Here is an 11,489-nt window from a genome sequence, read left to right as displayed (position 1 = left end):
CCAGCAGAGACCGATGTGTAGAAAACTACACATTTTGAATTTGTTGCCTCACACTTCCCCATTGTTAAGCAAAAACACACCAACACTCCTTTATTAACTTGAGTAACATTCTTCCAACAAAGTCTAACCCTACATCAAGCTATATACCTCGAAAATAATAAGCACGACTCAATGAAGTCGTGCACCAATAAAACGAGGATAACAAAAGGAGCGTCTTATGACGGCACTTGTTACTACACTGAAACACTGGTTGTTTACCCGCAACAGCATGATCTTAATTGGTAATTTCACGTTATTTGCACTTTTGCTCAATAATCTTCCTTTCGAAACACAAGTGAATACGGGTTTGAGTATTCTCGTGTTCGTTGCCATTTTATGGTTAACAGAAGCTATTCACGTCAGCATCACCGCTTTGCTCGTTCCCCTATTGGCTGTCTTGTTTGGTGTATTCAACACGCCCGCTGCGCTGGCTAACTTTTCGAACCCAATCATCTTCTTGTTCATGGGTGGCTTCGCATTGGCAGCCGCGCTGAACAAGCAAGAGTTAGATAAAGCAATTGCTGACAAAGTACTGTTGATTGCAAAAGGCAGAATGTCGGTCGCCGTGTTCATGCTGTTCGGTGTGAGTGCAGGCTTATCCATGTGGATCTCAAACACAGCCACCACAGCAATGATGCTTCCTCTTGTTCTAGGCATCATGAACAAAGTTGACCAAAGTGAAGACCGTAACACCTACGTGTTCGTGCTACTAGGCATCGCTTACTGTGCATCGATTGGTGGCATCGCAACCTTAGTGGGTAGCCCACCAAACGCAATTGCTGCCGCAGAAGTTGGTTTAAGTTTCACAGAATGGATGGCGCTAGGTCTACCTATCTCAATGATCTTATTGCCAATCACAATGGTTGTCCTGTACGTGATGACTAAGCCAAAGCTCGACCATAAATTTGAGCTAGACCACGCTCCTGTAGAGTGGACAAACAGCAAAAAAATCACACTGTCTATCTTCCTTTTAACCGTAACGCTTTGGATATTCGGAAAACCAATCAACGCAATGATTGGCGGATTCTCTAAGTTTGATAGCTTGGTAGCGATTGGTGCCATTGTACTGCTTGGCGCTTCTAGAGCGGTTGAATGGAAAGATGTCGAGAAGACAACGGATTGGGGTGTGCTTATCCTGTTCGGTGGCGGTATCTGTTTAAGTAACATTCTGAAAGCGACTGGAACCAGCGTATTCCTAGCACACTCACTAAGCGGATTTTTAGAAACAGCAGGCGTGCTTCTTACGATTCTAGCCGTGGTAGCGTTCGTGGTATTCCTAACGGAGTTTGCGAGTAACACAGCGAGTGCGGCATTGCTTGTCCCTGTATTTGCAACCATTGCTGAAGCGCTGGGTATGTCACCTGTTATCTTATCTGCACTGATTGCGATTGCCGCATCTTGTGCCTTCATGCTACCAGTCGCGACACCACCTAATGCGATTGTATTTGGCTCTGGTCATATCAAACAAAAAGAAATGATGCGAGTCGGTATGGTGTTGAACCTAGTTTGTATTCTAGTGCTAACACTGTTCGCGTGGATCTTTTGGTAAGCACTAACGCCCTATAGACTTATGTTTATAGACAAGAGCTTATAGGAATGCCCCCCCACACTCAAAAACATCTGGTTGCAGCTTCCCCCGGCTCAACCAGTACAAAAATGCCCGATCAGCTAACAAGATCAGTTTAACTAGCAAGATCAGTTTAACTAACAAAACCAGCTAAACGGGCATCTAGAAACAAGAAACGCTTTTCCCTTTTGGTGGCCCCGCGCCACCTTTTTTGTGTCAGCTTGTCGCCTTTTTTGTATCAACTTGCCACCAACCACTCATTACCGTTCTAAGATCTGGCTCTCACGCCACACTTGGCACCAAACGCGTCCAACCTAACAGCAGCATAGAAGCACACATAACCCAAACGACAGTGGCTAAAGAAAGCGTCGATACCAAATTGTAGCGATAACTGAACACATAAACCGCGCCAAGATAAGCCGCGTATGGTACAAGCGAGAACAAGCCAAAGAGTGCCGTGGTACGTAACTCCACCATGGTTTGTTCCGTGCCAACAATGTAGTGAGCAATCAGAGCAAAGGTTGGAAACAACGGCACTAACCCTGCGATGTAAAAGCTCTTACTTTTCGACAGCAGCGCAATCAACAAAACAGCCGCTGCACCAAGCAAACATTTAAAGAACAGTGAAATCATTTTTTATACGTTATCCAAGCAAATCAACAAAGGCTCTAGAGGGTAAACTCATATAGCGCCCATAAAAATGCCACACGTCACATATGCACGTGTGGCTTATAAACTTACCAAAACAATTTTCAGATTAGTGACTCAAGATCACCTGATTTCGGCCTGAATGCTTCGCTTGATATAGAGCTTCATCAGCGCGAGCAATGGTCTCTGTCACCCGCTCTTGTTTCATCTCAGCAATACCGATGCTGCAAGTGAGTGGATCGCCATGAACCCAAAGGTGTTGGCTGACCAAAAGTCGGATTTTCTCGGCCTTTCTCTGTGCTTCACCAGCCTCAGTCTCCGGGCAAAAAACAATGAACTCTTCACCACCCCAGCGCACCAATTTATCTGTCGCGCTGATCGAACTGCCAACCACCATGCTGAATTCTCGTAAAATATGATCACCCATTTGGTGTCCGTATTTATCGTTGACGCTCTTGAAGTAGTCGATATCGAGATACAACATACTCAACTTTCCATGCCCTTGCTTTAACTGCTGAGACTGCATTTTTAGCCAATCACGAATCGCGTGTCGGTTGAGAATCCCAGTCAGTTCATCACGATGAGCCTTTTCTGAAAACTCAAAGTTTTGCTCTCTCAGTGCTCGATTGACGTTCTTTAAGTGATGATGTCTTTTCTCTGCAAGCACCATGCGTTTTCTTGAACGGTTTAACTCAGACAATAAGAATACGGTGCCCGTACCAACCCAAACAAACAGTAGAATCAAGAACAGACTTTCTGCGGATATATAAGAGCCTTCAAATTCAATACTGCGGATGACTATTCTGTGGTGGCCCAGCTTCGCTCCAGACGCAGTAGCAAACTCGACCATATTCACATTCGAATACTCAGGCGCTGAATGCTCTAGCGCAATCTCGTTATCCGCTAACCACCATGTCATTACTTGCAGGTTTTTGATCGGAATCTCAATCACACCACCATCCACGCCAGGAGAAAACTCCATTCCGTTGTACTTATGCGTGTACTCGTCATCAGGAACCGAATAAGCAGGATTGTAATTACGCAGGTAAGTTCGCAAACGACCGCTAGAATCGGCCTCCGCATGGTAATCAATATTGACTCTAAAGGTGTGGTACTGCGAAAGGTCAAGGCCAGTGGTAATGTCTGGGTTGATACGAATCGATAGGCCGCAATAAGGCCACGGATACTCAGACTTTTTAAGCTCACAGTCGAGAATATACTGGCCATTTTGATAAGATAATTGGGACGTACTGACACCCTTATCCACTTGATCGCTGGTCGCGATAAACTCATATTTATCCGGCGTAATTGCCGTTATCACACGATTTCCGCTCACACGGTAATACTGGACAATCGCCAGTGTCGTGATAACTAAAAAGATGACTATTTTATGGATCCACTTCACGTCTAAGCTTCCGGCTTAAGGTCCCTATAGTTGGGATTTAACGATAAAAAATAAGTTAGGTAAATTAGTGATCTTAATGCCAATAATTTACTAAAAAACGTTATATCACGCCTGAACAAAATGTCATACCATAATTTTGAGCGAGCGTTTACTCATCAATTATCCATCGCAATAATCAAGTAATATTGCGTATAAAAACGGACTCTATTTGTTATACTCATCGCATAATCATCGTTAACCGTAACGCCTGCTTACAGAGCTTCCGAGTCGACGAAATAATAATCAAAATACAACGAGTAATGTCATGTCTTTATTAGCAAAAGGAACACTCAAGAAAATGAGTGCTTCGCTCGATGGTGCGGTTACCTACCGTTTACCTGTCGGTGAAGAGTTTGTAGAGCTAAACCCTCTGATTGGTAAAACCATCAACCTCACTCACACCGGTAATATTTTTTGCTGCTCGTGTGGCAAGAAAACCAAGAAAAGCTACTCTCAAGGCCACTGCTTTGTGTGCATGAGAAAGCTAGCAAGCTGCGACATGTGCATCATGAAGCCAGAAACTTGCCACTACGATGAAGGTACTTGTCGTGAGCCTGAATGGGGCGAAGCGAACTGCATGGTTGATCACTTCGTTTACCTGTCGAACACATCAAGCCTAAAAGTGGGTATCACTCGTCACACTCAAATCCCTACTCGCTGGATTGACCAAGGTGCCACTCAAGGTCTGCCGATCTTGAAGGTAAAAACACGTCAGATTTCTGGCCTGATTGAAGTTGAGTTAGCAAAGCATATTGCTGACAAAACCAACTGGCGCACGCTGCTTAAAGGCGACGGCGACGATATGGAGTTGGTAGAAAAAGCCAAAGAACTATTGCCGTTGGTTGAGGATAAAATCCAAGAGATCAGAGCGAAGTTTGGCGACGATGCAATCGAGATTCTTAGTGAGAACATCACTTCACTCAGCTACCCAGTTGAGCAGCACCCAGTGAAGATTGTTTCTCATAACTTTGACAAGAACCCTGAAGTATCTGGCGTGCTGCAAGGTATCAAAGGCCAATACCTTATCTTGGATACTGGTGTGATTAACATCCGTAAATTTGGCTCTTACGAAGTAGAAGTTTCTGCTTAGTAAGCCAACGGTTTTGAGATGTTCGCTGTTTTGATAAACCAAAGCTAAACGGTTTTGATCGGTGAAAGCTAAACGGCTTTGATGAGCTAAAACTAAAATGCCCTCAGCAATTGCTTGAGGGCATTTTTGTATCATGACCAAACATTATAACGGGGTGACACCCTAGTTAGCTTTGTTACTTAAGCTTCTAGATTTATAGCTTATGCTTCTAGATTTATTGCTTATGCTTCCAAATTGATTGGGTGTGCTAAATTGATCGAGTTTACTCAATAGATTGAAGTCGTCTAGTGCGGTAATGCTTGGCTTATATCGCTGGCAAACACTTCTCCACACACGCAGTTCTTTCCATTCGCTTTGGCTCGATACAAAGATTGGTCTGTGAGGTTGACGAGTGCATCGATGGACACTTTTCCTTCGCAAGAGCGACTATCACTCACTCCGATACTCACACTCACATTAAAACGAATCTGTTCGCCCACTTTGAACTCGACCTGATTAAACTGCTGTCGGATCTGATCAGAAACTTCTCGCGAAACGTTAGGTGACGCATTGGGAATAAAGAGAATAAACTCTTCTCCACCCCAGCGGCCTGCCACTCCACCCACTTTCTCAACATTACGTTTAGTAATGTTAGCCAATGCGCAAATAACCTCATCGCCCACCATATGGCCGTAAGTATCATTGATCGATTTGAAGTCATCGATATCAAGCAGCATACTGACGACATGAGTATCAGAGGCAATATGTTCCCTTAACCACTCATAAATCGCTCTGCGATTGAGTAAGTCAGTCATTTCATCGTAATTCGCTTGATGAACCAATTGCTTTTCCAACATCACCTTTTGAGTCACATCTTCGAGCACAACCTGAACGGCCGGCTGACCTTGCCAAGTAATCGCATTATCGTAAATATTGAAGAATCGATGAATGCCATCGAACCCAATGTTTTCAACCACAGTGCTGGTTCCCGACAATTCACCCGACACGATCGCTTGATAGTGCTTACTGATGCCATCCGTATTCTGCTTTGGCACCAATGTAAGGATAGAGTCCAGCTTTAAAACTTCTTCTATGGAAGAACCACCCTGCATTTTAACCCACGATTGATTGACCATCAGCGGTTTGAACTCTCGGTGAACCAAGATGCCCTGCCCTGATTGCATGATCATATCGTGATACATCTTATCTTGTTCACGCACCGCATTTTGTAGCTGGATCGCAGGGGAAAGGTCGATCACCGTGACTTGCAGTGCTGGCCGACCTTGCCACTCTGTCACATGGTCAATAGAGAACACTGTGAACTCTCGACCATTGCGATCAACATTAACATAGGTGTGGACCTGCGGATCGCGTTGACCACTGATCGTTTCAAGGTAATTTTGATAGGCTAAAACATGGTATTCTTCTGAGATTAGATCTAGGAAGCTATCTATATTAGTAAGTAGTTCTTCGGGTGATGGGTATCCATAGATGCGAGCATAATTAGCGTCAACACTAACTACATTCATATCTTGAATAGTTATTACACCGTACGTGGATTCGAAATTTATTGAAGACATTGCCAACTCCGCACTCTCGCTATACTCCACAAACTGGAGCATAACAACACATCCTGCCAACGCTTCCACACAATCTTTCACGCGTTAGGGGCATTAATATGGTATCTAGTATATCGTACTGCTACGGGCTTCTCTACAATTCTATCGCTAACACGAGTCACTAAAAGTAGACAAGTATCTCAATCCTATTACTCGCGTCAAAAAACAAAAAAAGATAACGTATATCTATGTAAGCATTAGCTTTTCTGTTTTCCGCTCTAAAATCGATAGCTAGAGCTAATCACGACTCTTTTGAAATCCTTTTATTATTCACTTCTATCTTGTTGGCTGTTAGCTTGAAACCTTGTCGGTTATTCATTCCAATCCGAAAAGTAAGCGACTAAGAAGTCGATCGCCAATCTTGCTCTCTGGGGTAAAAAACGACGGTTTTGATATACGACCCAACTGCTGGTTCCTGCTCCCCAATACTCTTCTAGCACCGGGACAAGCTTTCCATTACTAAGGCCACCATTGAAACTGCTCTTAGGTAGGTAGACAACACCAAGCCCCTCTTCACATGCTTTCAGTACTGCACTCGAATTATTACTGCGCCAGCGCCCATGTACTCGAACTGCATTTAACGGCTTGCCCTCTTTCTCAAATAGCCACTGATCACTGTTGGCGATAATACAGCTGTGCATTTTTAACTGCTCTGGATGAGTCGGCGTACCAAATTGCTCTATGTAGTCTTTACTGGCTGCCGCCGCCATCGGGCGATCGACGAGCTTTCTTGCCACCAATCCTGAATCGTCCAATCGGCCATAACGAATCGCGAAATCGATGCCATCTTCGATGAAGTTAACCATCTTGGTATTGAAATTCATTTCTATGGTGAGCTCAGGATGCTCTTTAGCAAACTCCATCAGCGCCGCCGCGACATGATTTTCTGCAAACGCGCCTGCCGCACTCACACGCAAAGTACCGCTAAGCTGAGTCTGCTGAGAAGTCACTTGCTCGTTCGCTTGCTGAAGCCCAATGACCAAATCTCTACACTGCTGATAATAGGTGTGACCCGATTCGGTCAGGCTCACCATTCGTGTAGAGCGTGCAAGCAGTGCCACACCCACTCTCTCTTCTAACCTTGAAACTTGGCGGCTTACATGACTGGTACTGCAACCCAGTTGTTTTGCTGCTGCAGAAAATCCGTGACATTCGGCTACCGCAACAAACTCATTAATCCCTTCAAAGCTATCCATACTTCACCTGTTAACGTCTAACGAATTCACATTCGACTAATTCACATCAGACTATTGCTATATAGCAATAATGTTTTGCCTATTCGGCATATTATCACTCAAATGGTTTACTACTAGTATTACAGGTAACGAAACAGCGGTATCTAAATTGAAAACTTTGGTTTTCTAAATAAAAACCACGATGCCTAAAGTAAAACAATGACGCTGAAACCAAACAAACGTGCTCAAAGGGACGAATCATGAAAAAAATACTAATACCTGTAACTAACCACGCAACACTAGGCGACACAGATCAAGCGAACGGTACTTACGCGCCTGAACTGACTCATGCTCTCAAAGAGATCATTGCTGCGGGTTTTGAATACGACATCGCGTCTATCAAGGGTGGCAAAGGCCCATTGTATGGAACCGATATTGAAGGGGATTCAGTAAACGCCGAGATCTTGGCTGATGATGACTTCCAGAACCGTATCAACAACACGATTCCTGTAAGCCAAATTAACGTAGAAATCTACGATGCTATCTTCTACCCAGGTGGTTTCGGTTTGCTTTCTGACTTAGCAACCGACGAGCAATTCGCAGCTATTGCGGCTAAGCACTATGAAGATGGCGGTGTGATCGCATCAGTATGTCACGGCCCAGCAGCACTGCTTCCGATTGTTTTAAGCAACGGCGAGAAGCTATTGAGTTCTAAATCGGTGACTGGCTTTACTCGTGAAGAAGAGATCGACTTTGGCACAATCAATGACATTCCGTTCCTATTGGAAGAGTCTCTTGCTCGCAGCGCAGCGCGTTTCAACAAGGTTCAACCTTGGCAAGAGCTTGTGATTGTTGATGATCGAGTGATTACTGGCCAAAACCCAACCAGCGCGCACGCTGTAGGTGCAACTCTGGTTAAGCACCTGTCTTAGTGAAATCAAGGGCTTATTCGAATAACTGGCGTTGATCAAATAAGCTCAATCAAACAAAAAGAGCATACTTCCACCTCAATATTAGTGAGAGAAGTATGCTCTTTTTTCGATCTAAAGGCACAAACAACAAAGGCAAGTGACTTCTTATTAATTACTTCTTGCTAATGGCTTCTCGCTAGTTACTTCGCAAGATCCCTTCAAGCACATTGAACAGCAAGTCGATCTCTTCAATCGAGTTGTAATGCATACAACCAATACGCACCACGCCCTGCTCTTCAATACCCAACTGTTTCACCAAACCTAATGCGTAGAAATGTCCGTTCCACACACAGATATTATGTTCACCCAACTTCTTGGCAATGAACTCTGGAGAGTGATCATCAAAGGTAATCGCAAACGTGGGAGTTCTTAGATTCGAATCAAACTCGGTTTTCCCATAAAGTTTTGCACCTTCAAGATCGGCCAAGCGTTTAAGGAAGTATTCACTGAGTTGGCTCTCGTGCTTATTATACAGCGCGTAACTTTGCTCTAAACGAGAACGCAATGAATCGGCGGGATCGCCTAACTGCGCCAAGTAATCTACCGCTGCAATCACACCGGCAAGGCCTTCGAAGCTTTGCGTACCTGTCTCAAATCGACCTGGGCCGATATTGGTTGCAGGCTCAACCTTGTAAGGCTTTAACGTGTGTAGCCATTGAGGTGCAACATAAGCAATACCCACATGCGGGCCGAAGAACTTATAAGCTGAACACGCTAAGAAATCGCAATTCAGTTGCTGAACATCTATCAAGTGGTGTGGCGCGTAATGCACGGCATCGACATAAACCTGAGCACCATGCTGATGTGCAAGCTCGATCACTTTCGCCATATCAACAATATAACCTGTCGTATTCGAAGCAAACGTCACCGCGACAAGTTTGGTTTTCTCGTTAAGCAGCGACTCAAAGTGAGCCATATCCAAACTGCAATCCGACTCGTCTACGCGAACTTGGCGAACAATCGCGCCTTTATCGTCTGCCGCTTGCTGCCAGCTCGATACATTTGAGTAATGGTCTAACGCCGTGACGATAACTTCATCGCCCTCTTTCCAATCGCGGCTGATCGCTCGGCTAAGTTGGAAGGTCAGAGATGTCATGTTCGCGCCGAACACAACGTTGCCAGAAGACTCCGCATTAAGCAGTGCTTGCGCCGCTTCTCGCGCTTGCTGCATTAAGCTTGTGGTCTTTTGGCTAGAAAAATAGTGTCCGCCTAGGTTTGAATTAAAATGCCCTAGGTATTCGGTCATCGAAGCTAAAACATTCTCAGGCACCTGAGAGCCACCTGGCCCATCAAAAAAGGTCACAGGCTTGCCGTTATGATATTGGCCTAAAGCACTAAACTGTTGGCGCACATCATTAAGAGTGAAGGACATTGCGCGCATCCTTAGCTGTTAGAACAAACACATCCATATAGCCCATCTCATCGTGGTCTATGGTGCGAATCGGTTGTGCATTGTGCCAAAGCTTACTGTCTGCCAGCATCGCAACCTCACCATCACCTAACACCTTTCTAAAGAATGGCGCTTCATGTGAGTCTTGATACAGCATGATTTCACCACCCACAATGTTGTGACGGTTCACACCGATCAAAGCGATATGGTCAAAACCGTCTTGGTGAACCCCTTCAGGAGCAACCTGAGTTTCTTCAAAAATAGCGGCAATGCGGATCTGATGGATTTCGATTTCTTGCCCGTCTTCAAGCCCATTGGTTTCAATAAACAGTTCACACATTTCCTGCATGCCTTCACTGCTTAGAATCTTCGCTTCAATTGGCTCGAACTGACGAACGACGTCACCTTGAAAGTGATTAATGTTTTCAGACTGAACAAAGTTATGTTTGTCTTGCTCAACGACTTGTCCATTACTGAATTGAACCACCGAGTATCTTCTCAATCGAAACTGGCCATCTGCATGCTCTGTGCTTGGTAGCTTAGAAAATGATGGTGACAACTCCTTAACTGCGTGGTTACTGAGGTGGGTAATATGTAGGGTATTTTCGTGAGCATGTAACATCATCGACTCCTTAATGATTGTTAATTAACTTTCGATATTTAACGTTTTATTTACATAAAGGATACTTGAAGATCTTGCCAAATCAACATTAAACAATCATTTATCCCGTCAGATTTAATAATTCAGACACTAAATCCAACCTAGAAATAAAAAGCAGTGTATAACACCAGAATAAAAGATGACCAACTCTTAAAACTAGCACACTCCACTAGCTAGTTATAAATCTCTGCAAATTTAAACTTAACGATATTATTAACTGGCAAGCCATGTTTCATATTGTGTCAGCCCTTGCGCTTTAATACGCCAGCCTCCTTGCATGAGTTCAGCCCTCACTCTCACCATCATTCATTTCTATGCTTTTACACAGCAAAATACGACCTACCTATCAATTGCCAAGCTATTGATTATTTACACAACAAACTGAAATTGGTTAATTTATGAGTACGCCAGAAACCAAACGCCTTTGCTTGCGCGTCTGGAACAGGTCGAGTTCGGGGGGAACTCGACCGTACCAAATGGCTTAGTTCCTTTCAAGGCTAGTACTTCACTGAACTTTCAGTCACGAAAACGTTTGGCTCTATACGTTTATCAGTTACTTGTCTAATCGTTCAATTAAGTGACTCAATCGCTTTCATCATGTAAATTGCTTTACGGATATTTTGAGGCTCACTGGACAAAATGTAGAGATAATTCCAAAGAGCCGTCACGATCGACTTATTTGAACGACTTGTCATCCCATTTATCACCCAAATGCTCTTGTGCCGGTAGGGCTTCTTTTTCAATCGCAGCTTGATAGATTTACTGCAAGTCTGTACTTGTGGAAGGGCGGGATCGAACTTTAATCATTGAAAATAAAGGATTTATTTTACAGGGAACTTTTTTAGATAATCACGATCTGATCATGAAGTAAAAAAACATGAGAAATTCGCACATGATTATCATTGA

9 protein-coding genes are annotated in these 11,489 nt (G+C 44.0%); 3 read left to right on the top strand and 6 right to left on the bottom strand.

Features of this window, described 5'->3' with window-relative positions:
* Positions 1-217: 217 nt before the first annotated feature.
* A complete protein-coding gene (locus H5300_RS23420; RefSeq protein ID WP_004733412.1) occupies positions 218-1,588 on the top strand; it encodes a DASS family sodium-coupled anion symporter in 1,371 nt (456 codons plus the stop codon).
* A gap of 300 nt (positions 1,589-1,888) precedes the next feature.
* Here H5300_RS23420 and H5300_RS23415 read toward each other — a convergent pair whose 3' ends face one another.
* A complete protein-coding gene (locus H5300_RS23415) occupies positions 1,889-2,239 on the bottom strand; it encodes a GlpM family protein (protein ID WP_004733411.1) in 351 nt (116 codons plus the stop codon).
* Positions 2,240-2,363: 124 nt separating this feature from the next.
* Positions 2,364-3,659 (bottom strand): GGDEF domain-containing protein, encoded by a 1,296-nt coding sequence (locus tag H5300_RS23410; protein ID WP_182797022.1) that lies wholly within the window; start codon positions 3,657-3,659, stop codon positions 2,364-2,366.
* 304 nt (positions 3,660-3,963) lie between these two features.
* Here H5300_RS23410 and H5300_RS23405 point away from each other — a divergent pair, with 304 nt between their 5' ends.
* A complete protein-coding gene (locus tag H5300_RS23405; RefSeq protein ID WP_017070245.1) occupies positions 3,964-4,788 on the top strand; it encodes a DUF2797 domain-containing protein in 825 nt (274 codons plus the stop codon).
* 284 nt (positions 4,789-5,072) lie between these two features.
* On the opposite strand, the gene H5300_RS23400 is transcribed toward H5300_RS23405, so the two are convergent.
* Both H5300_RS23400 and H5300_RS23395 read right to left on the bottom strand, forming a co-directional pair.
* Positions 5,073-6,296 carry a sensor domain-containing diguanylate cyclase gene (locus H5300_RS23400; RefSeq protein ID WP_182797023.1) on the bottom strand — a complete coding sequence of 408 codons (1,224 nt, stop codon included), beginning with the start codon at positions 6,294-6,296 and terminating at the stop codon, positions 5,073-5,075.
* A gap of 401 nt (positions 6,297-6,697) precedes the next feature.
* Positions 6,698-7,582 (bottom strand): LysR family transcriptional regulator, encoded by an 885-nt coding sequence (locus H5300_RS23395; RefSeq protein ID WP_061021593.1) that lies wholly within the window; start codon positions 7,580-7,582, stop codon positions 6,698-6,700.
* A gap of 239 nt (positions 7,583-7,821) precedes the next feature.
* Between H5300_RS23395 and H5300_RS23390 the strand changes: the two genes are divergently transcribed.
* Positions 7,822-8,493: a type 1 glutamine amidotransferase domain-containing protein gene (locus H5300_RS23390; RefSeq protein ID WP_182797021.1), complete on the top strand. Its 672-nt coding sequence runs from the start codon at positions 7,822-7,824 to the stop codon at positions 8,491-8,493.
* Positions 8,494-8,668: 175 nt separating this feature from the next.
* On the opposite strand, the gene H5300_RS23385 is transcribed toward H5300_RS23390, so the two are convergent.
* Together H5300_RS23385 and H5300_RS23380 are read right to left on the bottom strand one after the other, a co-directional pair.
* A complete protein-coding gene (locus H5300_RS23385; protein ID WP_182797020.1) occupies positions 8,669-9,904 on the bottom strand; it encodes a cysteine desulfurase-like protein in 1,236 nt (411 codons plus the stop codon).
* Positions 9,888-10,544 carry a 2OG-Fe dioxygenase family protein gene (locus H5300_RS23380; protein WP_029405778.1) on the bottom strand — a complete coding sequence of 219 codons (657 nt, stop codon included), beginning with the start codon at positions 10,542-10,544 and terminating at the stop codon, positions 9,888-9,890. Before H5300_RS23380 ends, H5300_RS23385 begins: the two co-directional genes overlap by 17 nt.
* Between the last annotated feature and the right edge of the window lie 945 nt (positions 10,545-11,489).

Source organism: Vibrio sp. SG41-7 (genome assembly GCF_014164465.1).
Lineage (GTDB): Bacteria > Pseudomonadota > Gammaproteobacteria > Enterobacterales > Vibrionaceae > Vibrio > Vibrio splendidus.
The sequence above is the reverse complement of the archived record's forward strand: the minus strand, read 5'-3'. Positions and strand labels throughout refer to the sequence as shown.

What these genes read in the sequence shown, in the direction of transcription:
- H5300_RS23400 (WP_182797023.1), bottom strand. Translation starts at nt 6,296, where the DNA reads ATGAATGTAGTTAGTGTTGACGCTAATTATGCTCGCATCTATGGATAC.
- H5300_RS23405 (WP_017070245.1), top strand. Translation starts at nt 3,964, where the DNA reads ATGTCTTTATTAGCAAAAGGAACACTCAAGAAAATGAGTGCTTCGCTC.
- H5300_RS23380 (WP_029405778.1), bottom strand. Translation starts at nt 10,544, where the DNA reads ATGTTACATGCTCACGAAAATACCCTACATATTACCCACCTCAGTAAC.
- H5300_RS23415 (WP_004733411.1), bottom strand. Translation starts at nt 2,239, where the DNA reads ATGATTTCACTGTTCTTTAAATGTTTGCTTGGTGCAGCGGCTGTTTTG.
- H5300_RS23420 (WP_004733412.1), top strand. Translation starts at nt 218, where the DNA reads ATGACGGCACTTGTTACTACACTGAAACACTGGTTGTTTACCCGCAAC.
- H5300_RS23385 (WP_182797020.1), bottom strand. Translation starts at nt 9,904, where the DNA reads ATGTCCTTCACTCTTAATGATGTGCGCCAACAGTTTAGTGCTTTAGGC.
- H5300_RS23395 (WP_061021593.1), bottom strand. Translation starts at nt 7,582, where the DNA reads ATGGATAGCTTTGAAGGGATTAATGAGTTTGTTGCGGTAGCCGAATGT.
- H5300_RS23390 (WP_182797021.1), top strand. Translation starts at nt 7,822, where the DNA reads ATGAAAAAAATACTAATACCTGTAACTAACCACGCAACACTAGGCGAC.